The 26490-nt window shown below is 59.0% G+C and carries 17 protein-coding genes, 2 tRNA genes and 1 other RNA gene; 7 read left to right on the top strand and 13 right to left on the bottom strand.

From position 1 onward, the window contains the following. Positions 1–25: 25 nt before the first annotated feature. The 4 genes from purU (at position 26) to PYW49_RS04685 (ending at position 1407) form a co-directional block, all read left to right on the top strand. The gene (purU, locus tag PYW49_RS04670) at positions 26–868 is read left to right on the top strand and encodes a formyltetrahydrofolate deformylase (RefSeq protein ID WP_023335983.1); all 843 of its coding nucleotides are present in this window, start codon (positions 26–28) and stop codon (positions 866–868) included. 158 nt (positions 869–1026) lie between these two features. Further along, positions 1027–1111, top strand: a tRNA-Tyr gene (locus PYW49_RS04675). A 35-nt stretch (positions 1112–1146) separates the two neighbouring features. Then, positions 1147–1231: transfer RNA gene (locus PYW49_RS04680), tRNA-Tyr, on the top strand. Positions 1232–1276: 45 nt separating this feature from the next. Next, positions 1277–1407: non-coding RNA, RtT sRNA (locus tag PYW49_RS04685), on the top strand. A gap of 84 nt (positions 1408–1491) precedes the next feature. Here the strand turns inward: PYW49_RS04685 and PYW49_RS04690 are convergent. After that, on the bottom strand, positions 1492–1935 hold the full coding sequence (locus PYW49_RS04690; RefSeq protein WP_029740417.1) for an Lrp/AsnC family transcriptional regulator: 444 nt from the start codon (positions 1933–1935) through the stop codon (positions 1492–1494). Between the two features lie 107 nt (positions 1936–2042). Between PYW49_RS04690 and PYW49_RS04695 the strand changes: the two genes are divergently transcribed. Then, the gene (locus tag PYW49_RS04695; RefSeq protein ID WP_320385846.1) at positions 2043–2939 is read left to right on the top strand and encodes a DMT family transporter; all 897 of its coding nucleotides are present in this window, start codon (positions 2043–2045) and stop codon (positions 2937–2939) included. Here the strand turns inward: PYW49_RS04695 and narI are convergent. From narI to PYW49_RS04720, 5 genes are all read right to left on the bottom strand, one after another. Next, a complete protein-coding gene (gene narI / locus PYW49_RS04700; RefSeq protein WP_134350568.1) occupies positions 2936–3613 on the bottom strand; it encodes a respiratory nitrate reductase subunit gamma in 678 nt (225 codons plus the stop codon). The two genes, PYW49_RS04695 and narI, sit on opposite strands and share 4 nt — an antisense overlap. Next, entirely contained in the window at positions 3613–4323 is a 711-nt protein-coding gene (narJ, locus tag PYW49_RS04705) for a nitrate reductase molybdenum cofactor assembly chaperone (protein WP_320385809.1), read from the bottom strand. Before narJ ends, narI begins: the two co-directional genes overlap by 1 nt. Continuing rightward, positions 4320–5855: a nitrate reductase subunit beta gene (narH, locus tag PYW49_RS04710; protein ID WP_320385810.1), complete on the bottom strand. Its 1536-nt coding sequence runs from the start codon at positions 5853–5855 to the stop codon at positions 4320–4322. The genes narJ and narH overlap by 4 nt, the downstream gene beginning before the upstream one ends. Beyond that, on the bottom strand, positions 5852–9595 hold the full coding sequence (locus PYW49_RS04715; RefSeq protein ID WP_134350571.1) for a nitrate reductase subunit alpha: 3744 nt from the start codon (positions 9593–9595) through the stop codon (positions 5852–5854). The genes narH and PYW49_RS04715 overlap by 4 nt, the downstream gene beginning before the upstream one ends. Positions 9596–9974: 379 nt before the next feature. Beyond that, entirely contained in the window at positions 9975–11372 is a 1398-nt protein-coding gene (locus tag PYW49_RS04720; protein WP_134350572.1) for a NarK family nitrate/nitrite MFS transporter, read from the bottom strand. Between the two features lie 309 nt (positions 11373–11681). Between PYW49_RS04720 and narX the strand changes: the two genes are divergently transcribed. Beyond that, entirely contained in the window at positions 11682–13478 is a 1797-nt protein-coding gene (gene narX, locus PYW49_RS04725) for a nitrate/nitrite two-component system sensor histidine kinase NarX (protein ID WP_320385811.1), read from the top strand. After that, complete coding sequence (gene narL / locus PYW49_RS04730) at positions 13471–14121, top strand: two-component system response regulator NarL (protein WP_008499531.1); 651 nt, start codon at positions 13471–13473, stop codon at positions 14119–14121. The genes narX and narL overlap by 8 nt, the downstream gene beginning before the upstream one ends. Before the next feature lie 3 nt (positions 14122–14124). On the opposite strand, the gene PYW49_RS04735 is transcribed toward narL, so the two are convergent. From PYW49_RS04735 to nasR, 7 genes are all read right to left on the bottom strand, one after another. Further along, complete coding sequence (locus tag PYW49_RS04735; RefSeq protein ID WP_320385812.1) at positions 14125–15531, bottom strand: YchO/YchP family invasin; 1407 nt, start codon at positions 15529–15531, stop codon at positions 14125–14127. A gap of 75 nt (positions 15532–15606) precedes the next feature. Continuing rightward, positions 15607–18105, bottom strand: a complete 2499-nt coding sequence (locus PYW49_RS04740) for a nitrate reductase (RefSeq protein ID WP_320385813.1) — start codon at positions 18103–18105, stop codon at positions 15607–15609. Further along, positions 18102–22091: a nitrite reductase large subunit NirB gene (nirB, locus tag PYW49_RS04745; protein WP_320385814.1), complete on the bottom strand. Its 3990-nt coding sequence runs from the start codon at positions 22089–22091 to the stop codon at positions 18102–18104. The genes PYW49_RS04740 and nirB overlap by 4 nt, the downstream gene beginning before the upstream one ends. A 10-nt stretch (positions 22092–22101) precedes the next feature. Further along, a complete protein-coding gene (locus PYW49_RS04750; RefSeq protein ID WP_047348225.1) occupies positions 22102–22890 on the bottom strand; it encodes an ABC transporter ATP-binding protein in 789 nt (262 codons plus the stop codon). Between the two features lie 9 nt (positions 22891–22899). After that, positions 22900–23778, bottom strand: coding sequence for a nitrate ABC transporter permease (gene ntrB / locus PYW49_RS04755; protein WP_320385815.1), 879 nt, complete (start codon positions 23776–23778; stop codon positions 22900–22902). Between the two features lie 2 nt (positions 23779–23780). Further along, the gene (locus PYW49_RS04760; protein WP_320385816.1) at positions 23781–25028 is read right to left on the bottom strand and encodes a CmpA/NrtA family ABC transporter substrate-binding protein; all 1248 of its coding nucleotides are present in this window, start codon (positions 25026–25028) and stop codon (positions 23781–23783) included. A 228-nt stretch (positions 25029–25256) separates the two neighbouring features. Further along, positions 25257–26441, bottom strand: a complete 1185-nt coding sequence (nasR, locus tag PYW49_RS04765; RefSeq protein WP_320385817.1) for a nitrate regulatory protein NasR — start codon at positions 26439–26441, stop codon at positions 25257–25259. Positions 26442–26490 lie beyond the last annotated feature (49 nt).

The raw sequence follows: 26490 nt of genomic DNA on the forward strand, positions 1-26490 counted from the left end.
CAAATACAAACAGGATTTCCCGGCGATGCAATCATTACAACGTAAAGTTCTGCGCACCATCTGTCCCGATCAAAAAGGACTGATCGCACGAATTACCAACATTTGTTACAAACATGAACTGAATATCGTGCAGAACAACGAGTTCGTTGACCACCGTACCGGTCGCTTCTTCATGCGTACCGAACTGGAAGGTATTTTCAACGACACCACCCTGCTTGCCGATCTGGACAGCGCGCTGCCGGAAGGTTCCGTGCGCGAGCTGACCCCCGCAGGCCGACGCCGCGTCGTGATTCTGGTGACCAAGGAAGCACACTGTCTTGGCGACCTGCTGATGAAAGCCAACTATGGCGGTCTGGACGTCGAAATTGCTGCCGTTATCGGCAACCACGAGACGCTGCGCACGCTGGTCGAACGTTTTGATATTCCGTTCGAGCTTGTCAGCCACGAAGGCCATACCCGTGAAGAACACGACGATCTGATGGCGCAGGCCATTGAAGCGCATAATCCGGACTACGTTGTTCTGGCGAAATATATGCGCGTGCTGACGCCATCCTTCGTAGCGCGCTTCCCGAACAAGATCATCAACATTCACCACTCGTTCCTGCCGGCCTTTATTGGCGCGCGCCCATACCATCAGGCGTACGAGCGCGGTGTGAAGATCATCGGTGCGACCGCGCACTACGTGAATGACAACCTGGACGAAGGTCCAATCATTATGCAGGACGTGATTCATGTAGATCACACCTACACTGCCGAAGATATGATGCGCGCGGGGCGTGACGTTGAGAAGAATGTGCTGAGTCGTGCGCTGTATCAGGTGCTGGCGCAGCGGGTCTTCGTATACGGCAACAGAACCATCATTCTTTAATCTTTCGGAAAATGAATTGATTAGCTTTGCGCCTTTACGGATAAAAAGCAGGCAAACAGCTTCATTTCCCTAAAGGAATGCTTTACAGGGGCGTCTCATTTGATATGATGCGCCCCGCTTCCAGCAGGAAGCAGGCCAGTAAAAAAGCATTACCCCGTGGTGGGGTTCCCGAGCGGCCAAAGGGAGCAGACTGTAAATCTGCCGTCATCGACTTCGAAGGTTCGAATCCTTCCCCCACCACCATCTCTCAGCATCACCTCAAAATTTGAATTACCCCTGGTGGGGTTCCCGAGCGGCCAAAGGGAGCAGACTGTAAATCTGCCGTCATCGACTTCGAAGGTTCGAATCCTTCCCCCACCACCATCACTTTTAAATGACTCTAAACTTTCTGTTCGCACCGGGCATCATGCATTTCCGTAACGGGGAAGGATGAGAAGCTTCGACTAAGGTTCGATTCGAGCGTAGCGAGAAAGCGTTGCCGCAGGCAACGACCCGAAGGGCGAGGCGCAACGCGCCGAGTCATCCTTCCCCCACCACCATCACTTCCAAAAATCATAACAAAATCGAACCGAGTCCACCTTCGTAGGCCGGGTAAGGCGCAGCCGCCACCCGGCAACAGACAGCTACATCGGCGGCAAGCGTCGCTTCACCGGCGAGCTTTTCACAATCGACGTATTGCACTGGGCATGTTCTGCTAGCCCGTCCAGCAACACATCCAGTTGCTCGATTGACCGCACCACCAGCCGAATAACAAAACAGTCTTCACCGGTCACTTTGTCGCTCTCAATACACTCCGGCATCGCCTGAATGTACTTATCCACCTTATGCAACAACCCAGGCAAAGGCCGCACGCGCACCAGCGCCTGCAGCGTATACCCTAGCGCCGCCAGATTCACCCGTGCGCCATACCCCTGAATCACGCCACGCTCTTCCAGCCGTTTCAGGCGCTCTGCCGTGCTGGGTGACGTCAGACCGATACGCCCGCTGAGCACCTTCAGGGACATGCGCGCATCCTCGACCAGACAGGCTAGAATTTGTCGGTCGATATCATCGAGAAGGTATTCCATCGTTTTCACCTAATTTTAAAAAGCCATTAACGTATTCAACCTTATATCACCCCTGTAAAACCCGTCAGCAATTTTCGACAATAGCGTCATTAATCAGGAGGTGGATGATGCGTGATTTCCATAAAGGCGTCTGGCAGATGAGCCTGGCGATGTTAATTTCCGGCTCTATCGGCGCATTTGTATTACTTTCCGGTCTGCCTGTGACGGAAGTGGTGTTCTGGCGCTGCCTTATCGGGGCTATGGCGCTTTTTATTTTTATCCGGGTCAGTCAAAAGCCTTTTAGTCCCCTCACCCGCACCACACTGCTGTTGGCTATTCTCGGCGGCGTGGCGCTCGTGGTGAACTGGCTGCTGCTCTTCGCCGCCTATGAACGGATCTCTATTGGTCTTTCTACCGTGGTCTATAACACCCAGCCGTTTATGCTGGTCTTGATGGGGATGTTTTTAGGCGAACGCGTCAGCCTGGTGAAATGGGGCTGGCTGTTCCTCGCCTTCGGCGGCGTGGTGATATTGCTCTCCAGCGAGCTGACCGGTGCGCATGGCAGCGAATGGCTTGCCGGAATCGGCCTGGCGATGGCCGCGGCGTTCTTCTACGCGGTCACGGCCATTATTGCCCGCAAACTCAGGTCCATAGCGCCGCAGCATATTGCCTTTATTCAGGTACTGACCGGCGTAGTGATGCTTCTGCCGTTTGCCCGCATGCCGTCATTTTCCGCTGATTTCCCCTGGCCGATCCTGCTGACGCTGGGCATCGTCCATACCGGCATCATGTACCAGCTGCTCTATAGCGCGATTCAGAAGCTGCCTACGCCCATTACCGGCTCGCTGTCGTTTATCTATCCGGTGGTAGCGATTATTGTCGATAATCTGGTATTCGGACACTCGCTGAACCTGACGCAGCTGGCGGGCGGCGCACTGATATTGTTTGCTGCGGCTGGCAATAACCTGGGCTGGGGCGATAAAAAACCCCGCGAGTGCGGGGTTGGTATCAAAACGGCAAATTAGCGACGGGCGCGTACAATCTGGTATTTGCGCGTCAGGTACTCCACCGGCGCGCTCCAGATATGCACCAGACGAGAGAACGGGAACAGCACAAACAGCGTCATACCCAGCACCAGATGGACGCGGAAGATAAACGCCACGCCGTCCAGGTGCGCAGACGCTCCACCGTGGAAGGTGACAACGGACTGCGCCCAGCCGACCAGCTTCATCATTTCGCTGCCGTCCATATGCTGCGCAGAAAACGGAATGGTCAGCAGACCCAACGCGCACTGCACCATCAGCAGAGAGAGGATCAGGATATCCGCCCCGGTCGTGGTTGCACGCACACGCGGGCTGAATAGACGACGCTTAAGCAGCAGCAGGCCACCAACCAGAGTCATCACGCCGCAGGCACCGCCGGCGATCATCGCCATCTTCTGCTTCACCTCAATCGGCAGCCACGCTTCGTACATCCAGTGCGGCGTCAGCATCCCGAGGAAGTGACCGGCAAAAATCCCCAGAATACCGATGTGGAACAGGTTAGAGCCCACATGCATCCCTTTACGATCCAGCATCTGGCTGGAGGCAGCGCGCCAGGTATACTGGCCGTAGTCATAACGCAGCCAGCTTCCCACCAGGAACACGGTGCCCGCGATATACGGGTAGATGTCAAAGAAGAACATATTCAGGAAGTGCATTATTGCTGTCCTCCGTTAGAGATATTCAAATATTGCGGGGCAACCGCTCCAGCAAAACGACGCTGGTGAGCAGAGATTTCAGACTCGCCGCAGTTCTGGTCAGCAAAGAATTTCACCTGTTCTTCTTCCCAGACGGCATCCAACGCTTGCGGGGTATCGTCGCGGGCTTCATCGGCGATTTTCTCCGCCACTTTTTCACTGTCTACAGATGCGTTGGCCAGCTTCACCAGCAGATCGAACAGCACCGCGTAGCGGCTCTCGCGCTGCTGAAGCCGCGCGCCGAGCAGCGCAAGGATCGGCGCGATGTCCTGCAAACCACCCAGCGCCTCCTCTTTCGGCAGCTGCGCCAGATATTCCAGATAGAGCGGCAGGTGGTCCGGCAGCTCGCGGCTGTCGAGCTGCAGACCGTGCTGCTCGTACTGCGCCATCAGGTCAACCATCGCCTGACCGCGGTCGCGGGACTCACCGTGAACGTGTTCAAACAGTAGCAACGAGGTTGCACGACCGCGGTCAAACAGCTGGCTGTAGTCTGCCTGTGCATCGAGAAGGTCGCGCGCTAACAGGTCGCGGAGGAAAACGCCAAGCCGCTGGGCATCCTCTTTATCCAGGTTTTCAGATGACGCGAGTGCATCAAAGAGTTCCTGCTGATGCTGCGCAAGCGCAGCATCCGGGTACTCGAGCAGACGCGAAACAATGACGAGTTCAATCATGAGTGCGGCTCCGTTTTACTGGTCACATCCATGGCGTCGATGCGGCGGCTGTTGAACAGGTTGAATTTACTGTCTGACCCGTGGCAGCCGTCGCCAAAGGTAAAGCCACAGCCATTTTTCTCCGGGAACGCTTCGCGGGCCAGCTCACGGTGGCTGCTCGGCACCACGAAACGGTCTTCGTAGTTGGCAATCGCCAGGTAGCGGTACATCTCCTGCGCCTGCGCTTCGGTCAGACCAACCTCTTCCAGCGCGCGGGTATCGGTCACGCCGTCCACGGTTTCGGCACGTTTGAAGTGGCGCATCGCCAGCATACGTTTCAGCGCCAGCAGTACCGGCTGGGTATCGCCTGCGGTCAGCAGGTTCGCCAGGTACTGAACCGGGATACGCAGGCTTTCCACGTCCGGCAGAATGCCGTTGCTGCCCAGCTCGCCCGCATCCGCGGCTGACTGAATCGGCGACAGAGGCGGCACGTACCAGACCATCGGCAGCGTGCGGTATTCCGGATGCAGCGGCAGGGCCAGCTTCCAGTCCATCGCCATTTTGTACACCGGAGACTGCTGCGCGGCGTCGATCACGCTCTGCGGAATGCCGTCCTTCAGCGCCTGCTCAATCACTTTCGGATCGTTCGGATCGAGGAACACGTCCAGCTGACGCTGATACAGATCTTTCTCGTGCTCGGTGCTCGCGGCATTTTCAATCGCGTCCGCGTCATACAGCAGCACGCCGAGGTAGCGGATGCGGCCTACGCAGCTCTCGGAGCAGACGGTCGGCATACCGGCTTCAATACGCGGGTAGCAGAAGATGCACTTCTCAGACTTGCCGCTCTTCCAGTTGAAGTAGATTTTTTTGTACGGGCAACCGGTGATGCACATACGCCAGCCGCGGCACTTGTCCTGGTCGATCAGGACGATACCGTCTTCTTCACGCTTGTAGATGGCGCCGCTCGGGCAGGTCGCCACGCACGCCGGGTTGAGGCAGTGCTCGCACAGGCGCGGCAGATACATCATGAAGGTGTTTTCGAACTGGCCGTACATCGCCTTCTGCATGTTCTCGAAGTTCTGGTCTTTGGCGCGTTTTTCGAACTCGCCGCCCAGAATCTCTTCCCAGTTTGGACCGCTGGCGATCTTGTCCATGCGCTTCCCGGTGATCAGCGAGCGAGGACGGGCGATCGGCTGGTGTTTGCTTTCCGGCGCGTTGTGCAGGTTCTGGTAGTCGTAGTCAAACGGCTCGTAGTAATCGTCGATACCCGGCAGATGCGGGTTAGCGAAAATTTTACCGAGCAGCATCGCACGGTTACCCATGCGCGGCTGCAGCTTGCCGTTGATTTTACGGATCCAGCCGCCCTTCCACTTCTCCTGGTTTTCCCAGTCGGTCGGGAAGCCGGTGCCCGGCTTACTTTCCACGTTGTTGAACCAGGCGTATTCCATACCTTCACGGCTGGTCCAGACGTTTTTACAGGTGACCGAGCAGGTATGACAGCCGATGCATTTATCCAGATTCAGCACCATGCCGACTTGTGAACGAATTTTCATTTTACGCTCTCCTGTACCTGGTCATTACCTTCGCCGTCTAACCAGTTAATATTCTTCATCTTACGTACCACCACGAACTCATCGCGGTTCGATCCTACGGTGCCGTAGTAGTTAAAGCCGTAGGCCAGCTGCGCATAGCCGCCGATCATATGGGTCGGCTTCGGCGTAATACGGGTCACGGAGTTGTGGATCCCGCCGCGCTGCTCGGTGATTTCTGAACCCGGCAGGTTAACGATACGTTCCTGCGCGTGGTACATCATGGTCATACCGGCCGGTACGCGCTGGCTCACCACCGCACGCGCCGTCAGGGCACCGTTGCTGTTGAACACTTCAATCCAGTCGTTATCTTCAATACCCAGATCTTTGGCGTCCGCCTCGCTCATCCAGACAATCGGACCGCCGCGCGACAGGGTCAGCATCAGCAGGTTGTCGCTGTAGGTGGAGTGGATACCCCACTTCTGGTGCGGCGTCAGGAAGTTCAGCGCCTTCTCAGGGTTACCGTTCGATTTCGCACCCATCACGGCTTTCACGGAGCGGGTGTCGATTGGCGGACGGTAAACCAGCAGGCTTTCACCGAAGTCGCGCATCCACTGGTGATCCTGATACAGCGACTGACGGCCGGACAGGGTACGCCATGGGATCAGCTCGTGAACGTTGGTGTAGCCGGCGTTGTAAGACACATGTTCATCTTCAAGGCCAGACCAGGTCGGGCTGGAGATAATCTTGCGCGGCTGCGCCTGAATATCGCGGAAGCGGATTTTCTCTTCCTCTTTATTCGTCGCCAGGTGCGTATGGTCGCGACCGGTGAACTCGCTCAGCGCCGCCCAGGCTTTCACCGCAACGTGGCCGTTGGTTTCCGGTGCCAGGGTCAGGATCATCTCTGCCGCATCAATCGCCGTGTTCAGCATTGGCTGGCCTTTCGCCGGGCCGTCCGCTTTGGTGTAGTTGAGCTTGCGCAGCAGATCCATTTCGCTCTGGGTGTTCCAGGCAATCCCTTTCCCGCCGTTACCGATTTTCTCCATCAATGGGCCGATAGAGGTAAAGCGCTCGTACGTTGCCGGGTAATCACGTTCAACCGGAATAATGTGCGGTGCGGTCACGCCCGGGATCAGGTCGCATTCGCCTTTTTTCCAGTCCTTCACGTCCAGCGGCTGCGCCAGTTCGGCGGCGGAGTCGTGCTGGATAGGCAGCGTCACCACGTCGGTCTCTTTGCCGAGGTGCCCCACGCAGACTTCAGAGAATTTCTTCGCGATGTCCTTGTAGATATCCCAGTCGCTTTTCGATTCCCACGCCGGATCAACGGCCGCAGAAAGTGGATGAATAAACGGATGCATATCCGAAGTATTCATGTCGTCTTTTTCGTACCAGGTCGCGGTTGGCAACACAATGTCGGAGTACAGGCAGGTGCTGGACAGACGGAAGTCGAGCGTCACTACCAGATCCAGCTTGCCGTCGAGACCGTTGTCTTTCCACTCCACCTCTTCCGGCTTCACGCCGCCCTGCTTGCCGAGATCTTTACCCTGGATACCGTTTTCGGTACCGAGCAGGTATTTCAGCATGTACTCGTGGCCTTTACCGGACGAGCCCAGCAGGTTGGAGCGCCAGATGAACAGGTTACGCGGATGGTTTTTACCGTTTTCCGGCTGTTCTGCCGCGAAACGGATTGAGCCGTCCTTGAGGGATTTAACGGTGTAATCCACCGGGGACATGCCCGCCTTCTTCGCCTCTTCCGCGATGCGCAGCGGGTTAGTACCCAGCTGAGGCGCAGACGGCAGCCAGCCCATGCGCTCTGCGCGCACGTTGAAGTCAATCAGGTGGCCGCTGTAGCGGGATTTATCCGCCATCGGCGACAGCAGTTCCTGCGCGGTGACCGTTTCATAGCGCCACTGGCTGGAGTGGTTATAGAAATAAGAGGTGCTGTTCATGTGGCGTGCCGGACGCTGCCAGTCGAGGGCAAACGCCAGCGGCTGCCAGCCGGTCTGCGGACGCAGTTTTTCCTGGCCCACGTAGTGCGCCCAGCCGCCGCCACTCTGACCGACGCAGCCGCAGAAGATCAGCATGTTGATCAGGCCACGGTAGTTCATGTCGAGGTGATACCAGTGGTTCAGACCCGCACCGACGATAATCATCGAACGGCCGTGGGTCTTGTCGGCGTTTTCAGCGAATTCACGTGCGATACGGGTAATATGCCCGCGAGGAACGCCGGTGATCTGTTCCGCCCATGCCGGGGTATAGGCCTTCACGTCGTCATAGCTGGTTGCGCAGTTTTCATCGCCCAGACCGCGTTCCAGACCATAGTTCGCCATGGTCAGGTCATAAACGGTAGTGACCAGCACGGTAGACCCGTCGGCCAGCTGCAGGCGTTTTACCGGCAGCTTATGCATCAGGATGTTCTGCAGCTCGACCTTGTTGAAGTGCTCGGAACCTTCACCGCCAAAATACGGGAAGCCAACCTCGGCGATCTCGTCCTGGCTACCCAGCATGCTCAGGCGCAGTTCAGTCTCTTCACCGGTTGTGCCATTGCGTTGCTCAAGGTTCCACTTGCCCTTCTCGCCCCAGCGGAAGCCAATAGAGCCGTTTGGCGCCACCAGCTCGCCGTTGCTGTTATACGCGACGGTTTTCCACTCAGGATTATTTTCCTGCCCCAGGGCGTCCACCAGATCGGCAGCGCGCAGCGTGCGGCCAGCAGCATAGTAACCCTCACGCTCTTCCAGCATGACCAGCATCGGCATGTCGGTGTAGCGGCGGACGTAGTCGGTGAAGTACTGGCTTGGCTTATCAAGGTGGAACTCACGCAGCATGACGTGGCCCATCGCCATCGCCATCGCGGCATCGGTACCCTGTTTCGGTGCCAGCCACAGATCGCACAGCTTGGCGATTTCCGCGTAGTCCGGGGTTACCGCCACGGTTTTGGTGCCTTTGTAACGCACTTCGGTAAAGAAGTGCGCGTCCGGCGTACGGGTCTGAGGCACGTTAGAGCCCCAGGCGATAATGTAGCTGGAGTTGTACCAGTCAGCGGATTCCGGCACGTCGGTCTGCTCGCCCCAGGTCTGCGGAGACGCAGGCGGCAGGTCGCAGTACCAGTCGTAGAAGCTCAGACAGGTACCGCCGATAAGCGACAGGTAGCGTGCGCCGGAGGCGTAAGAGACCATCGACATCGCCGGGATGGGCGAGAAGCCCGCCACGCGGTCCGGACCATAGGTTTTGACGGTGTAGACGTTGGAAGCGGCAATCAGCTCGTTCACCTCTTTCCAGGAAGAACGTACAAAACCACCGCGGCCGCGGGCCTGCTTAAAGCTTTTCGCTTTGTCCGCGTCTTCGATAATAGACGCCCAGGCATCAACCGGATCGCTGTGCTGCACCTTCGCTTCACGCCACATTTTCATCAGGCGCTTGCGCATCAGAGGGTATTTGAGACGGTTAGCGCTGTAGAGATACCAGGAGTAGCTGGCGCCACGCGGGCAGCCACGCGGTTCGTGGTTTGGCATATCAGGGCGGGTGCGCGGATAGTCGGTCTGCTGCATTTCCCAGGTCACCAGACCGTTTTTAACGAATATCTTCCAGCTACATGAGCCAGTGCAGTTCACGCCGTGGGTTGAACGGACGACTTTGTCATGCTGCCAGCGCTGGCGGTAACCGTCTTCCCAGTCCCGGTTGGTATCCAGAACCTGGCCGTGCCCATCGGCAAACGTTTCACCCTTCTGTTTGAAGTAGCGAAACCGGTCCAAAAATTTGCTCATCGGGTATCTCCTGTGTGGAGCCTGTGGCTCTCTAAATCGACATTGCTGATTTGCAGCGAAGGTAACGCCCTGAAAGAGGGGGAGAATTGATAACGATCAAGACGACGAGGGACTTTCTGGCGAGGGGTTATACCAAATACCACCAAAGCGGTATCTTTATCAATTGCGTATCAACATGAAATATATCGTTATTTTTATTTTATCGTACAAAAGGCAGGGTGAAATTTAACATCTCAGGTATTAAGGGGTAGAGCGCCCTGCAAAGCGATGGCGATCACAATGTTACCTGCGGGCTTTTGCTGCTAACCCATCAGTATGTTGTAACTATTTCCAGCCCAAAAAAACGCGGCCCGAAGGCCGCGTAAACGGATAATCACACTTACTTATTTTTCTTGGTATTACGGCCATATACCAGCCACGTGATCGCGACGCAGGCGATATAGAAGACGAGGAAGACTTTCATTGCACCCGCCGGAGAGCCGGTCAGGTCCAGAGAGATACCGAACGCTTTCGGGATAAAGAAGCCGCCAATCGCGCCGATGGCAGAGATAAAACCCAGTGCCGCAGCCGTATCCGTCGCCGCTTCGCGCATCGCCTGCTCTTCGCTTCCACCCTGCGCTTTTACGCGGTCCATGGTCAGCTTACGGAAAATAACGGAGATCATCTGGAAGGTAGAGGCACTCCCCAGCCCGGCCGTCAGGAACAGCACCATAAACACGCCGAAGAAGGCGATGAAGTTACCGCCCTGTCCGTCGACGGGCAGCGTGAGGAACAGCAGCGCACAGAAGACCGCCATCATGACGAAGTTAACCAGGGTCACGCGGGTACCGCCCAGGCGGTCAGACACCATGCCGCCCAGCGAACGCGCCAGCGCACCAATAAACGGTCCGAAGAAGGCAAAGTGCAGGATCTGAATTTCCGGGAACTGGGTTTTCGACAGCATCGCGAAGCCCGCAGAGAAACCGATGAACGAACCGAAGGTTGCCAGATACAGCAGCGCCATCACCCACAGGTGACCACGCTTCAACACCGGCAGCTGTTCGCTCAGCGACGCCTTCGACGCGGACAGGTCATTCATAAAGAACCAGGCTGCGAGGGTAAAGACCACCAGGAACGGTACCCAAATCCAGGCTGCATTTTGCAGGTACAGGGAAGAGCCATCCGCCTGCTCAACGCCACCGCCGCCAAAGGCCGCAAAAATGGAGACCGAGATCGCCAGCGGAGCAATCAGCTGCATCACGCTGACGCCCATATTCCCCAGACCGCCGTTAATGCCCAGCGCACCGCCCTGCTTCGCTTTCGGGAAGAAGAAGCTGATGTTCGCCATGCTGGAGGCGAAGTTCGCGCCCGCAAAGCCGCACAGCAGGGAGATAATCACGAACACGCTGAACGGCGTGGAGGTATCCTGCACCGCGAAGCCGAGCCACACGCAAGGGACGATCATGATGCCCGTACTGAACGCCGTCCAGCGACGACCGCCAAAGACCGGCACCATAAACGCGTAGGGTACACGCAGCAGCGCGCCTGACAGCGACGGCAGCGCGGTCAGCATAAACAGCTGATCGGTCGTAAACGTAAACCCAACTTTTGGCAGGTTGACCGCCACCGCACTAAACAACATCCATACGCAAAACGCTAATAACAAACATGGCACGGAAATCCACAGATTCCGGCTTGCTACACGATGGCCGCGCTGTTGCCAGAACGCCGGATCCTCTGGACGCCAGTCTGTAATAACGGCACCATTTTCCCTTTCGGGAGCGGATGAGTGACTCATAGACACCTCTGATTCTCGAATGATGCTGCAAACATTAGGGTTTTAGGGCGGCGGTAAGTTGATATAAATCAAAGGAAAAGTGGGAGGATTTGCGGCGCAAAAAAAGGTGTTATCCTTAATGAGTAGGCTAATTCGGTAAAAAAGACGTGGTTTTTCACGGTACTGACGGTTCATTGCTACCCCCACCACCTTCCCCCTACTCCGTTGGCAATTTAGGGGTAATCCTTTATTGGTATGGGTATACTCCAGGGTATGCACCAGAATAGCGCCATTCCTGCAAGCAGGCCACGTCAGGAGCACGCCAACTCTATGTTAAAAAGATGTTTATCACCGCTGACGCTCGTGAATCAGGTCGCCCTGATTGTTTTGCTGTCCACCGCCATCGGCGTGGCGGGCATGGCGATTTCCGGCTGGCTGGTACAGGGAGTACAGGGTAATGCGCATGCTATTAATGAGGCAGGCTCGCTACGCATGCAGAGTTATCGCCTACTGGCGTCGGTGCCCCTGACGCAGGATGACAGGCCCCTGATCGATGAAATGGAGCGCACGGCGTTCAGCCCCGAGCTGGAAAATGCCGCCATTCGCGCCGGTCAACAATCCCAGCTTAAAGCCCTTCAGGGGAACTGGCACACCCAGCTGCAGCCAGGCCTGAAACAGGCGCGCAGTGCAGAGGCTGTTGCCCAGGACGTTGCGGGGTTCGTCTCACGCATTGATGCGCTGGTCTCCGCTTTCGACCAAACCACCGAATTACGCATCGACCGGGTGGTGATGGTGCACCGCGCCATGGCGCTGTTTATGGGGTTGCTGCTGATCTTCACCATCGTCTGGCTCCGCGCGCGGCTCCTGAATCCCTGGAAACAGCTGCTGGCGATGGCCCGCGCGGTCACCGCGCGCGATTTTACCCAGCGCACGCACATCAGCGGGCGCAACGAGATGGCGATGCTCGGCCAGGCACTCAATACCATGTCGGCTGAACTCTCCGAGAGCTACGCGGTGCTGGAACAGCGCGTTCAGGAAAAAACGGCGGGGCTTGAGCAGAAAAACGAAATCCTCTCCTTCCTGTGGCAGGCCAACCGTCGGCTGCACATGCAGGTGCCGCTATGCGAACGCCTCTCGCCGGTGCTGAACGGCCTGCAAAATCTGACCCTGCTTCATGACCTTGAACTGCGGGTCTACGATGTGGAAGATGAAGATAACCATCAGGAATTTACCTGTCAGTCCGATATGTCCTGCGATGACAAAGGCTGCCATCTTTGCCCTCGCGGCCTGCCGCCGCTCACCTCCAGCGGCACCACCCTGAAGTGGCGGCTGACGGACAGCCACACCCAGTACGGTATTCTGCTTGCAACCCTCCCGGCCGGGCGTCACCTGAGTCACGACCAGCAGCAGCTGGTTGATACGCTTGTCGAACAGCTAACGGCCACGCTGGCGCTCGACAGGCATCAGGAAAAGCAGCAGCAGCTGATCGTGATGGAAGAGCGCGCGACCATCGCCCGCGAGCTTCACGATTCTATCGCCCAGTCGCTCTCCTGTATGAAAATGCAGGTGAGCTGCCTGCAGATGCAGGATGCGGAGATGCCGGAGAGCAACAAGCAGCTGCTCAGCCAGATCCGCAACGAGCTGAATACCTCCTGGATACAGCTTCGCGAGCTACTGACCACCTTCCGTTTGCAGCTGACCGAGCCGGGCCTGCGTCCGGCGCTGGAGTCCAGCTGCCACGAATTTAGCGCCCGGCTGGGGTTCCCGGTGAAGCTGGACTACCAGCTGCCGCCGCGGTTTGTCCCCTCCCATCAGGCCATCCATTTACTGCAGATCGCCCGTGAAGCGCTGAGCAACGTGCTCAAGCATGCCGGCGCAACGGCGGTAACGGTCACCGTCAGCCAGCACAACAATCAGGTGAAGCTGACGGTTCACGACAACGGCCGCGGCGTGCCGGAAAATGCCGAACGAACGAACCACTACGGTTTAATTATTATGCGAGACCGCGCCCAAAGCCTGCGCGGTGATTGCCAGGTTCGCCGGAGAGAGACGGGTGGCACGGAAGTTGTCGTCACCTTTATTCCCGAAAAACCGCTCACAACTGCTCAAGGAGAAACCCATGACTAATCAGGAACCGGCATCCATCCTGTTGATCGACGACCATCCGATGCTGCGTACTGGCGTGAAACAGCTGGTCAGCATGGCACCCGATATCACCGTGGTTGGCGAAGCCAGCAACGGCGAACAGGGCATTGAGCTTGCCGAATCCCTCGATCCCGATCTGATCCTGCTCGATCTGAATATGCCGGGCATGAACGGCCTGGAAACTCTCGACAAGCTGCGGGAAAAATCGCTTTCCGGACGCATCGTCGTCTTTAGCGTGTCGAACCATGAAGAGGATGTGGTCACGGCGCTGAAGCGCGGGGCGGATGGGTATCTGCTGAAGGATATGGAGCCGGAAGATCTGCTTAAGGCGCTGCAGCAGGCTGCGGCGGGCGAGATGGTGCTCAGCGAGGCCTTAACGCCGGTCCTGGCCGCCAGCCTGCGGGCAAACCGCGCCACCTCCGACCGTGACGTCAGCCAGCTAACGCCGCGCGAGCGCGATATTCTCAAACTCATTGCCCAGGGGCTGCCGAACAAAATGATCGCCCGCCGCCTGGATATCACCGAAAGCACGGTCAAAGTGCACGTGAAACATATGCTGAAGAAAATGAAGTTAAAATCCCGCGTTGAGGCTGCCGTGTGGGTGCATCAGGAACGCATTTTCTAAGGATCACTCCTCCGGCAGCAGCTTCCAGCGCGGGTCGTTGTCAGGCAACGCGACCAGCGGCTGCACCACGGTCAGCACGATCTCATTGGACGAGACGCGCTGGCCTTTTTCATCTTCCACCACTGCCGACAGGTGCCAGCGGTTAGTCGCCGCTTCACTCCCATCCCAGGCAGGCATAATCACGCTCCAGCCGTCGCTGTTGTTGCTTTTAGCCGGCGATGTCAGACTCAACGCCTGAGTATCGCCCTGCCAGTGGATCTGGCGGATGCCATGCGTGCTGCGAACCTGCAGCTTCAGGATCACGGTCTCGCCCCCTTTCAGATCCCACGGCGGCGTGGCCAGCCAGACGGACAGCGTTTTCCGCTGACGGAACTCCATCACCGGCAGGCTATTGCGCTCCGGCGAGTCATAGCGACTTCCGCGTAGGGAACGCGTGGCGGCGACTTCACTGGCCGAAAGCTGTTTGGCCAGCGGAACGCCAAAGCGGTAGTTGAGCTTCAGCCCGAGGTTATCCTGGCTCTCCCCACTCTCGCCCTGCTTATGCGCGGCGGTCAGCGTGACCAGCGGAACGGGGGTATAATTAAGCCCCAGATTCACTGCCACAGGATTGCGATAGCCGGTTCCACTGTTGAACAGGTCGACGTTTTCGCCAAAGTATTGCTCGAAGCTCACGCTGGTATTCAGATGATGGAACCACGGCAGCCAGGCGTTGGCCGTCACGTCGTATCCGCGCGCCATGCGCTGCTCCTGAACGTCGGAGCGCTCGCGCCATCCGGCAAAGGGCTGATAATAGTTCGCTGACAGGCGCAGATTTTCCCCCCACACTTCCGCCCCCAGCCCGGCACGCTGCAGGTTTTCGTCCAGCAGGTTATCGTAAAAGGTGTTGTAGCCCAGCAGCCATTTCCCGGCGACCCAGCGCTGTCCAACTCCGGCATTACTGACCAGGCCATCCGTCTGCTGCGTCAGGCCAAGCTGGCTCCAGCTCAGATAGCGGTTAGTATCATTCCAGGGGATAAACCAGCTCCCGCTGCTGCCGTTAAATTTGCCGTCGTTATCCACCAGTAAATTCACGCTGGCGTTCCCCCAGGGCGAAAGCCAGGACTCAATCTGCTGGTTCACTTCGCCGCTCACCGCGTCGCGCACCTGACCAAACGCGAACTGTCGCGCCTGCTCGCCGGTGGTGAGGCCGTTATCGGTCATGCTGGCTTCACCAAATGCTTTAGCCATTTCGGCCAGATGCTTTTCCCCCTCGTCCGCTGGCGCCGCCATGCCGAGATCGGGCAAACTATCCCCATCATTATCGAAAGGGTTCTGTGCCTGATGCATAAAGGAATTCGGCGCACCGTGAACGGCTCCGGCCGTAAGAAGGGAGAGTAAAACCAGCGTTCGGAAAGGAGGGGAAACAGTCATCAATGTCGTAAGAAATACCCGGTGCTTACGTAAGAACACCAAGTACCTTAACGCGATTTCTCCGTATTTGCAGCTTTACGGGGAATTTTCCGGAATTTCCTGAAACATTGTTTTGAGCTCCGGCACGCACGAACCGCAGTTGGTTCCGCAGCGTAACTGCGCGCCCAGCTTGGAGACGGAATCACACCCTCCGGCAATCGCTTCCCGTATCGCGTTTTCCCCGACGCTGAAACAGCTACAGACAATGCGTCCCGGATCCGCCGCCTTGTCGGTGCCCTGCCCGTTCAGCAGCGCATGGCGCGCAGCAGGCGTTGAGGGCGGCGATTGAAAAGCTGCTTCTATCACCGTATGCGCCAGCGCCGGTAACGCGGTGCCCTCCCAGAAACCCAGCATCAGCTGGCCTTCATGCCAGGCCAGCACGCTGCTACGTTTATCGGTTTGAGCAACCTGCAGCTGCCAGCCCCGGCCGCTGGCGTAATCCATAATCCACGACAGCAGCGGTTTATCGCCCGCCACCGTCAGGTGTGACGCTTTACGCCACCAGTAAACCGAAGCGGGCATTACCAGCCCTTCGCGGGCATAGAGCTCTCCCTGCCAGGCGGGCTGCCAGGGCATGATTCTGACGGCGGTTTGTTTACTCTCCGGCTGGCCCGACACCGGATCGCAGCGCCCTTCCACGAGCGCATTCACCTTTCCCTGGCGGGCAAACTCGGCGTTCCAGTGCATCGGGGCAAAAACCTCTCCTTCACGCTGTCCGTCGCTGACGCGCACTCTTGCCACCATGACGCCGCGCGGCGAGCTGATGCGCGCCAGCTGGTCGTCGCACAGGGAAAACCGAACAGCGTCTGCGGGGCAAACCTCAACAAACGGCTCGGCGATATGCTGCATCAGTCTGGCCACGTATCCCGTTCGGGTCATGGTGTGCCACTGATCGCGAATGCGCCCGGTGTTGAGAATCAGCGGGTATAATGCGCTGACCGTCGCACCGTGCGACAGAGGGTTAACGATGACGATATTTCGGCACGGAAAATCCCCCGTCGGCCACTGATAAGGCTCAAGCTGCTGCCACTCCTCACGGGTCAGCGCAGCCAGGTCATGAAGGTTTAGCGCCCGCGCGCCGTCATTTTCAAAGGCCGTCAGCGCTGCATGCTCGCAAAAAATCTCGTGCGGATGTTGCCAGGCAAACGCGTCGCTGTAGCCCAGCTGCTTTGCCACCTGCGCGACGATCCACCAGTCCGGCTTCGCTTCTCCCGGCGCTGGCAGAAACGCGCGCTGGCGCGAAATGCGCCGTTCCGAGTTAGTGACCGTGCCGTCCTTCTCCCCCCAGCCCAGCGCCGGGAAGCGAATATGGGCAAACCGGCCGGTGTCGGTGTCGTTCATCACCTCAGAGACAATCACCAGCGGGCAGCCTGCCAGCGCCTGACACACCGCGTGACTGTCCGGCAGCGAGACGGCAGGGTTGGTGCCCATGATCCACACCGCCTTCACCTCGCCGCGGGCGATGGCGTCAAACAGCTCCACCGCCATCAGCCCCGGGGTTTGCGCAAGCCGTTCCGTTCCCCAGAAACGTGCCACCCGCGAAAGATCGTCCGGCTCAAAGTTCATGTGCGCCGCCAGCTGATTTGCCAGCCCGCCCACTTCCCTTCCGCCCATCGCGTTAGGCTGTCCGGTCAGCGAAAACGGGCCGCAGCCCGGACGGTTAAATTTGCCGCTGGCAAGGTGAACGTTAATGATGGCGCTGCATTTGTCGCTGCCGCTGGAGGACTGGTTGATCCCCATGGTGTAGAGCGTGATGGCCCGGGGTGCCGTCATAAACCAGTCGTAAAAGGTGCCAATATCCTGCGGCAAAAGACCGCAAAATGCCGCCACGCGCTCAACGGGCCACTCATCCGTTCCCTGAATCAGGTTCAGCAGGCCGACAAATAATCCGGCATCGCTCCCCGGCGCAAGCGCCAGATGCAGGTCGGCAATATAGCAGGTGGCGGTTCTGCGCGGGTCGATGACCACCACTTTCATCTCCGGATTGTTGTGCTTTGCCTGCACCAGCCGCTGATACAGCACCGGATGCGTCCAGGCCGCATTTGAGCCAACCAGCACCACCAGATCGCTGTTTTCTACATCCTCGTAGCTGCACGGCACGACGTCTTCACCGAAGGCGCGTTTATAGCCGACGACCGCCGACGACATGCAAAGCCGGGAGTTGGTATCAATGTTCGCCGCGCCGATAAACCCTTTCATCAGCTTATTGGCGGCGTAGTAGTCCTCGGTCAGCAATTGCCCGGACGCGTAAAACGCCACCGCCTGCGGCCCATAAGCGTCGATGATGTCCCGCAACCGTTCACCTGCCGTCCCCAGCGCCTGCGCCCAGCCCACCTCAACACCGTCAACAACGGGGTGCAGCAATCGCCCCTGCAGGCCCGTCGTTTCCCCCAGGGCAGCCCCTTTCACGCACAGTCGTCCAGCATTCGCCGGGTGGGTTTCATCCCCCCGAACGCTAACCATTTCACCTTCCACGCGGGCGACCACGCCGCAGCCGACCCCGCAGTAGGGGCACGTTGTCCGGGTTTCCGTCATGAGGCCTCCGCACGCATCACCAGGGCGTCGTTTCCGACCCACACTTTGCCGTCTTCAATTTTTACCGGCCAGGCGCGCACCGCAGGTTCGCCGTTATCCGCCTGACAGCCGTCGCGCAGGCGAATGCGCTGTTTATAGAGCGGGGAGATCACCACCGGCTCCCCCGCCGCATCGCCAAGAATGCCGCGGGAAAGCACGTTCGCGCTGCTGCCGGGCTCCCGATCGTCGAGGGCGTAAACGAACTCACCAAAGCGGAACAGCGCAATCGGCTTACGCCCAAGCCGCGCGCCAATGCCCGCCTGCTCGGGGATGTCGTCGATGCCGCACATTTCCTGCCAGCGCTTATTGTGATCCGCTGCGGCGTCATTCACGGCAGTGCGGAATAGCGCCAGACGGTTCGGATCGTTAAGCGTGGTCTGCCATTCGCACTGGTAGGTTTCCACCACCCGAGCCATCTCCTGCTCCAGCTCATGGGCGATGCCCAGGCTGTCGTTGAGGATCACCTCCCGCAGATAGTCGAGACCTCCTTCCAGGTTATCCATCCAGGTGCTGGTGCGCTGCAGGCGATCCGCCGTGCGGATGTAAAACATCAGGAAACGGTCAACGGTGCGGATCAGCGTTTCATCATCGAGATCGCTGGCGAAGAGATCCGCATGGCGCGGCTTCATGCCGCCGTTGCCGCACAGATAGAGGTTCCAGCCTTTGTCCGTGGCGATGACCCCGACGTCTTTACTCTGCGCCTCGGCGCATTCGCGGGTACAGCCTGAGACGGCCATTTTGATTTTGTGCGGCGCACGCAGGCCCTTGTAGCGGTGCTCCAGCCTGACCGCGAGGCCGGTGGAGTCCTGCACGCCGTAGCGACACCACGTCGACCCGACGCAGGATTTCACCGTGCGCAGGGATTTCCCGTAAGCATGCCCGGTTTCAAACCCGGCCTCCACCAGCGCCTGCCAGATCTCCGGCAGCTGCTCAAGGGTGGCACCGAAGAGGTCGATACGCTGGCCGCCGGTGATTTTGCTGTAAAGGCTGTAGCGTTTCGCAATCTGGCCGATAGCAATCAGCCCGTCTGCCGTCACTTCCCCCGCCGGCATCCGCGGCACGATGGAGTAAGTGCCGTCCTTCTGGATGTTGGCAAAATAGCGGTCGTTGGTGTCCTGCAGCGGCAGGTGTGACGGTTTCAGCAGGTATTCATTCCAGCACGAGGCCAGCACCGACCCCACCAGCGGCTTGCAGATCTCACATCCGTGCCCCTGCCCGTAGCGGCTAATCAGCTGTTCGAAAGTGCGAATATGGTTAACGCGCACCAGGTGGTAAATCTCCTGACGCGAGTACGGGAAGTGTTCACAGATATCCTTTTTCACCTCCACGCCCTGCTCGGCAAGCTGGAACTCCATCACCTGCTTCACCAGCGCGCTACACCCGCCGCAGCCGGTTGCCGCTTTGGTGCACTGCTTGATGGCGCCGATGTCGGTCGCGCCGGCGCTCACCGCCTGGCAGATATCGCCTTTGCTGACGTTATGGCAAGAGCAGATTTGCGCGCTTTCCGGCAGCGCCGCCACGCCGAGCGCTTTTGGCGCGCTGCCTGACGATGCGGGTAAAATCAGCGTCTCCGGCTCTTTTGGCAGGGCAATCCCGTTGAGCATCATCTGCACCAGCGTGGCGTATTCGCTGGCATCGCCCACCAGCACGCCGCCCAACAGCGTTTTTCCGTCGTGGCTCACCACCATTTTCTTGTAGATTTGCTGCGGGCCGTGCGTCCACTGGTAGCTCAGCGCGCCCGGCGTGCGCCCGTGAGCGTCACCGAACGAGGCCACGTCCACGCCCAGCAGCTTGAGTTTGGTGCTCATATCCGCACCAGTGAAGGTTTTATCCTCACCCGCCAGCGCGGCGGCGGCCACCCGCGCCATCTGATAGCCGGGCGCGACCAGTCCGAAGATTTTCCCCTCCCACAGCGCGCATTCGCCTATGGCAAGCACGTCCGGATCGGAGGTACGACAGCCGTCGTCAATGCAGACCCCGCCGCGCTCGCCGATAGCCAGCCCGCTGCTGCGCGCCAGCGCGTCCTGGGGACGAATACCCGCAGAAAAGACCACCATGTCCGTTTCCAGCTGTTCGCCGTCGGCGAAGCGCAGCACCAGCCCGCCGTCCGCGATGGCGATCTCCGTCGTCGCTTTACTGGTGTGCACGCCGACCCCCAGCGCCTCGATTTTCTTGCGCAGCATCGCCGCGCCGTCGCCGTCGAGCTGGACCGCCATCAGATTGGGAGCAAACTCCACCACGTGGGTTTCCAGGCCCAGCTGTTTCAGGGCGTTGGCCGCTTCCAGCCCGAGCAACCCACCGCCAATCACCACGCCGCGGCGGGAGCCTGCCGCATGGGCCGCAATCGCGTCCAGATCGTCAAGGGTGCGGTAGACAAAGCAGCCCGGTAAATCGTTGCCCGGTACGGGCGGCACAAACGGGTATGAGCCGGTCGCCAGCACCAGTTTGTCCCAGTGGGTTTCATGTCCGCTGGCGGTGCGCACCACGCGTGCATCGCGATCGATAACGACGATCTGCTGCGACAGGCGCAGCTCAATGCCGTTGTCAGCAAAGAAATCCCCTTCCACCAGCGAGAGCGACTCCGCGCTGCGGCCGCCAAAATATTCCGACAGATGCACGCGGTCATAAGCGGCATAGCGCTCCTCACCAAAGACAACAATCTGATACTGCTGATGCAAATTGCGGCTAACGCAATCTTCGAGAAAATGATGGCCGACCATACCGTGTCCAACCACCACCAAAGTAGGTTTTGTCATAGCGTTCTGTCCTGCAACCTGCGGTTGCGTAGTGAAGCGATCGAACAGCCAGTCCGCGTGGGCGGGCGCAGCCGTTGCCAGTAAATCGGTAAATGTCGCCGCGCTCCGGCAGTCGCCCATCAGCAGCACGCCAGCCAGCGCCCCGCGATGAATCAATAAGCGTCGGTAGTGGCGCGTCAGCGGATCCCATGCGCTCCAGACCACGTCGTCCGGCTGTTCCGTGGCGCGACCGGCGGTGAACAGTTCGATTCCCGTCACCTTGAGCCGCATCCCGCTGTCCGTTGGGGCAAAAGACGCTACGGCTTCACCGGCCAGCCGGGCGGCGAGGATATCCGCCTGCGCCAGACAGGGGGCGACCAGGCCAAAGGTCTGGCCATCGATCTCGCAGCATTCGCCAATGGCGCTGACGTTCGCAGCGGAGGTCTGCATCTGCGGGTTAACGACAATGCCGCGGGCGCAGTGGATGCCGCTGGCTTTTGCCAGTGAGATGTTGGGCTGTACCCCTGTCGTCAGCACCACCCGGGTGGCGCTAACCCGCTTACCGTCAGATAACGTCACCGAGTCCGCTGCGATGGACGCAATCCCGGACGACAGCGCGCAGCGTACTCCGCGCTCCGTCAGCGCCTCCTCGAGCAGGAGGCCAGCCTTCCGATCCAGCTGTTGTTCCATCAGCCACGCCCCGCGATGTACCAGCGTGACATTGTCACAACGGTTTGCGAGCGCCGCCGCAGCCTCAACGCCGAGCACGCCGCCGCCCAGCACCACCGCCGGGCCCGGGATAGTCTGAATCGCATCGATATCCGCCAGCCGTCGGAAGGTAAACACATGAGATGCGTCGCCTCCGGGGATGGGGGGCACAAAGGGCGTTGAACCGGTGGCAAACACCAGCTCATCCCAAGCCAGCGTGGTTTGTGCTGTACGGACCAGCCGCTTCGCCACATCTACCGCGAGCACCTTTTCCCCCCTTTGCACGGTCATCCCCCGGGCCTCATACCAGGCGTCATCCTGCAGGCGGATCTGCTCTGCCTGTTTTTCCCCGCCCAGCACCGGAGAGAGCAGGATGCGGTTGTACGCGTGTTCAGGCTCATCGCCCAGCACGGTAATCGCGAAGCGACCGGGAGCACGCTCCGTCAGCGAAGCAATCAGCCGCGCTGCTGCCATCCCATTGCCGATAACGATCAGTCGCGTCATGGCTGCCCCGTTACGCCGCTTTGGGCTGTTTTTCATAGAGGAAATGCAGGATCTGCTGGCGCAGATGGTGATAGCGGCTGTCGTCCGCCAGCTGCACCCGGTTACGCGGGCGCGGCAGGTCAACGTTCAGGATCTCCCCAACGGTCGCCGCCGGGCCGTTGGTCATCATCAGCACGCGATCGGAGAGCAGTACCGCCTCGTCCACGTCGTGGGTGATAAGCACAATGGTGGTGTTGAGCGCCTGCTGGATCTGCATCACCGAGTCCTGCAGATGGGCGCGCGTCAGCGCATCCAGCGCGCCGAACGGCTCATCCATCAGCAGCACTTTCGGCTTCATCGCCAGCGCGCGGGCAATCCCGACGCGCTGTTTCATGCCGCCGGAGATCTCTCCCGGGCGCTTATGCATGGCGTGCCCCATCTGCACGCGATCGAGATTGTGTTCAATCCACTCCCGGCGCTCCGCCTTGCTCATGGTGTGACGAAACACGTGATTCACCGCCAGAGCAACGTTGTCGAAGCAGGTGAGCCACGGCAGCAGCGAATGATTCTGAAAGACCACGGCACGCTCCGGCCCTGGCCCGGCAATTTCCCGGTTGTCGCAAATCAGCCCGCCTTCCGTCGGCAGAGTAATGCCGGCGATAAGGTTCAGCAGCGTCGATTTGCCGCAGCCGGAGTGGCCAATCAGGCTCACGGTTTCGCCTTCGTGAATATCAAAAGAGACGTTCTGCAGCGCCAGAAACTCACCGCTGGCGGTGGAAAAACGCTGGCTCACGGCCTGGACCTGAATTATTGGTTTCATCTTCGCTCCTTATTTTTCCTGCCAGCTAAAGCGGCGGGCGATCAGCATCAGCCCCTGCTCCAGCAGTAACCCGACCACGCCAATGATGACGATGGCGATGAGAATGTTTTCGACGTTGAGGTTGTTCCACTCATTCCAGATCCAGAAGCCAATCCCTAAACCTCCGGTCAGCATCTCGGCGGCGACAATCACCAGCCAGGCAATGCCGATGGACAGACGCACCCCGGTCAGCACCGCCGGCAGCACGGCCGGAAAGAGAATGCGGCGCATGATGGTCCACTCAGAGAGCTGCAGCACGCGCGCGACGTTAAGGTAGTCCTGCGGAATGCGGCGTACCCCTTCGGCGGTGTTGATCACCATCGGCCAGATTGAGCAGATAAAAATGGTCCAGCTGGAGGCCGGTTCCGCTTTCTGGAACAGCAGAAGGCCGATAGGCAGCCAGGCCAGCGGGCTGACCGGACGCAACAGCGCGATGAGCGGGCTGAACATGCGCGAGAAAAAGGTGAAGCGACCAATCAGGAAGCCGAGCGAGATCCCGGCGAGTGCGGCCAGACCAAAACCCACCGCCACGCGCTGCAGTGAGGCGAGCACGTTCCAGCCGATCCCCATGTCGTTGGGTCCGTCACGGTAAAACGGATCGGCAAACAACGTTAATGCCGAATCCAGGGTGCTGAGCGGCGTCGGGAATCCTTTGCTGTTGATCGCAGCCAGCTGCCAGAGCACGACCAGCAGCCCCAGCCCCAGAAACGCCGGAATGATGCGCTGAAGGCTCCCGTTAATCCGGCGCGCGAACGTCGGCGTACGGCGGCGAATCTGCACCGGAGGCAGAATAATCACCTCCCCACTCTCCGGCGTCTCGTGTGATTTCGTCTTTTGCAGATGCTGCATAATCAGGCCCCTTTACGATGAATGGCGAAACGGTTGGCATATCCTTCCGGGTCGGTACCGTTCCAGACGGTGCCGTCCATCAATGTGCTGCTGCGCAGCGGTGACGCCGGTGCGGTAATGCCCCCCACCGCCGTGGCGGCATCCTGCCAGACCGCCGTCTGGTTAATGCGCTGTGCAATGCCCGCGTAGTCCGGCGCTGATTTAAGCAAGCCCCAGCGGCGGAACTGGGTTAAGAACCACATGCCATCGGAAAGATACGGATAGCTGACCGCCCCTTCGTTAAAGAAGCGGATCGGGTGGGCGTCCTGCCAGCGCGTGCCCAGACCGTTGTCGTACTCGCCCAGCATCCGCCCGGTGAGGTACTGCTCTTTGGTATTCAGCCACGCGCGGCGGGAGAGGATCAGCGCGGTCTCGCGTTTGTTTTTCGGGGAAGCATCAATCCAGCGCGCCGCCTCCAGCACCGCGCTGACCAGCGCCCGTGCGGTGTGAGGGTTTTTCTCTACCCACTCGCGACGCGTACCGAGGATTTTTTCCGGATGATCGGCCCAGATGGATTGCGACGTTGCGGCGGTAAAACCGATGCGGTCGTTGATGGCACGCGCGTTCCACGGCTCGCCGACGCAAAAGCCGACCATGTTGCCAATGCGCATGTTCATCACCATCTGCGGCGGCGGTACCACCACGGTGCGAACATCGTCGAACGGGTTAATACCCGCGCTGGCCAGCCAGTAGTAAAGCCACATGGCGTGTGTGCCCGTCGGGAAGGTGTGCGCGAAGGTGTACGTGCCGGGCACCTGCTGCCCAATCAGCTTTTTCAGCCCATCGAGGTCGCGAACGCCCTTCTCCGCCAGGTCACCTGAGAGGGTAATCGCCTGGCCGTTCTGGTTAAGGGTCATCAGGTTCGCCATCTGCTGCGGCTTACCGGCGATACCCAGCTCCAGCCCGTACAGCAGACCGTAGAGAATGTGTGCGGCATCCAGCTCGCCCGCCACCAGCTTATCGCGCACCGCCGCCCAGCTCGCCTCTTTAGTGGGCACGATGGTGATGCCGTATTTTTTATCAAACCCTTTCAGCGCCGCGATAACCACGGGCGCGCAGTCGGTTAGCGGGATAAACCCGATGCGCACCGTTTCCTGCTCCGGCTTATCCGAGCCTGCCGCCCATGCGGCCTGCATGACACCCGGTAACAGCATTGCGCCACTCGCCAGCATGCTGGCCTGCAAAAACCGTCGTCTCGACAAATCCGCCATGACCACTCCTGAAAAAAAGACAAAAAAAAGCGCCCGACAGTGCCGAAGCACCGCTGGACGCCTTTATCCCGAAGACTAATGCACCGCCGTTGGCGCACCGTCAAAAATGGTTAATCAGATAATGCAAAGCGAATGCCAGGTTTTAACACGCTGTTTTCGCGGTGCTAACGACAATGCTTTCGCCTTCACGCACCTCAATCAGGCACAACATGCCCGCTGATTGTGCAACTACTCCTTTGGGGTTACCTGCCAAAGATTCTTTACCATGAGCAGCGCGCGGGCGATATCTACCATTCTCTGGTTCTTGTCCATCGCCATTTTGCGCAGTGCCGTCCAGGCCTGCTCCTCACTCATATTCTGGTGGGTCATCAGCACGCTTTTCGCTTTATCAATGGTTTTGCGCTCTTCAAGCGTATCGCGCAGCGACGCGAGCTGGCGCGAGAGCTGCTCTATCTCGCGCGCCTGCTGGCGCACCAGGGTGAGCAACGGTTTTTCCGGGTAGCGAACAGGCGGCTCGTCATGCTCATCGGCGGGAGGCGCGTACTCGTCGTCACGGTATATGCGATCGTCCACCTCGACTATCAGATCGGCAATGATCGTCTCCTCCAGCGCGCGCAGATGTTCAAGGCGCGCGGTTTGCAGGGCAAACCAGCTCAGCGCAGTATGGCCATCGTCTGCGGCAGGCTGGCGGGTACAGGCCACGCGTCGCAGCTGCTCCGTTTCACGGTCGGGCTGGCAGTTCAGGGAAAAGGCGGTCTGAGCGTCAGCGGAGCTGTGCGAGAGAAAGATCTCAAAGCAGGCCTGCTGGCCGTCGATGCGGTCAACCAGCCTCTGGCGGGTCACATCATCGAAAAAGCCCTGCGTGAAGCCAATTGCCCCCAGCGCCCGCTCCTGTCCCGCCAGCTCTTTGCCCTGCATCAGGCTATAAAGAGCGACAAAACGCCCGGCGATTTGCGGATCGTCAATGCTGTCATTGAGCTGCGGCACGATACTGAGCAGATGACGAAGCATGCGGGAGTAGTGCTCCATCGCCTGCGGTGCGGTTACCGTTTGCTGAATGACACCATCACGCAGCGCGGGGAGCATTTCCAGGCTTAGCAACGCCCCGCCGATGCGTTCACAAACGGTACTTCCCGGGATCGGAGACTGTGCTTCAAGAATGCCGTAAAGTGCAGCGAGGTTTTCATCCACCAGCGCCCGGCTGGCTTTGCATTCCGGGGCGTAAAGCTTACCCTGTGAGCAGAGCCAGACGTTGGACGCCCCGCGCTCGCACTGTAACATGTGCACCAGCTGACTAATGCCATGCACAAGCACGCCCAGCTGTGCCAGCTTGCTGAGCTGCTCCCTACGCATCATCTTTGCGCGCTGGAGCCATTCGGCAGCACCTGGCGAAATGCCAGCCATTAATGTCATGCTTACTCTCCAGAACAGCGAAACTCGGGATAGTTAAGCAATATTCGTG

The organism is Enterobacter chinensis (assembly GCF_034008295.1).
Taxonomy (GTDB): domain Bacteria; phylum Pseudomonadota; class Gammaproteobacteria; order Enterobacterales; family Enterobacteriaceae; genus Enterobacter; species Enterobacter chinensis.